Raw genomic sequence first — 1,082 nt, forward strand, 5'->3', positions numbered from 1 at the left:
CGACGACAGAGACCAACTCTATCAAAGTAAAACCATTTTGGTGTTGTTTCATAATGTATTCTATATGTAACTAAATATTTCAGTGACTCTTTTACACTTCAAACTTAAATTTTCAAAATGAAATAAGTTTAGTTTGCTGAATTGAACTAAAGATAATGTTTGCGTGGCTACTGGTAGGTGTAATTAATCATAGAGCTATACGAATAATTACTAATTGTTAGCCTTGTGGGTATAATGGAGACAACAGAATTGACCGACTAGTGAAGTAATATGAAGTATCAATTATTGAGTCTTCCTGACTCAATTAACGACGTAACAGCCCAGTTTGTAGAAGGTGCTATATTTGCATCTAACCTTGCAACTAAACCTCTTGATCCAGAGGCTTGGTTACCTATAGCTATTCCTGAAACTGGTCAGGACTTCGTTCCTCAAGTCACCGAGCAAATTAATCGCCAACATAACCTCATTCAGCGAAGTGAATATTTGCTTACAGAAGTGCTTGATGCAGATAATTTTGCTGAACAGCTAGCCGATTTTTCTGAAGGTTTTATGATGGTCTGGCCGACGATTGAAGAACAGTGGCAGGAAACGTCAATCGCAGATGGCACATTACGCATGCTACAAGCAATGTTAACAACATTCATGCTGGCGATTGATGAAGAACAGACAATCGAGCAAATGAAAGCAGCTGGATTAGAAACCCCGCCAACTTTGAATGATCTAGTCGGGCAAGTCGATTTGATGGTGACAGAAGTTGCGCTAGCAGCGGATGAAGCGATGCTCGGAAATAAATCTCAAAGTGTGAATCCGTTTAAGGGCATCGGCCGAAATGATGTTTGCCCGTGTGAAAGTGGTAAAAAGTTTAAACAGTGCTGTGGTAAAAACAGCTAATCGAGACTTGTTGATAGATTAAGCTTGAATGAGCATTAGATTCTCTTTAAGTGATAAAAGCTTAAGCAATAAAAAAGTCGACCTCGTGGTCGACTTTTTCGTTTCTGAACATTATGTGCTAATTGTTAGTCATTCTTCGATTTAACGAATTGAGAAATCACTACAAAACCGAAAGCAACCGAGTTACCCGC

1 protein-coding gene is annotated in these 1,082 nt (G+C 38.8%); it reads left to right on the forward strand.

All coding sequences use genetic code 11. The features are described 5' to 3' along the window. The first annotated feature begins 270 nt into the window (after positions 1-270). Positions 271-891: an SEC-C metal-binding domain-containing protein gene (locus AB4653_RS24415; RefSeq protein WP_009848625.1), complete on the forward strand. Its 621-nt coding sequence runs from the start codon at positions 271-273 to the stop codon at positions 889-891. Positions 892-1,082 lie beyond the last annotated feature (191 nt).

The organism is Vibrio sp. 10N.222.48.A3 (assembly GCF_041475345.1).
In the GTDB taxonomy this organism is placed as follows: Bacteria; Pseudomonadota; Gammaproteobacteria; order Enterobacterales; family Vibrionaceae; genus Vibrio; species Vibrio tasmaniensis_A.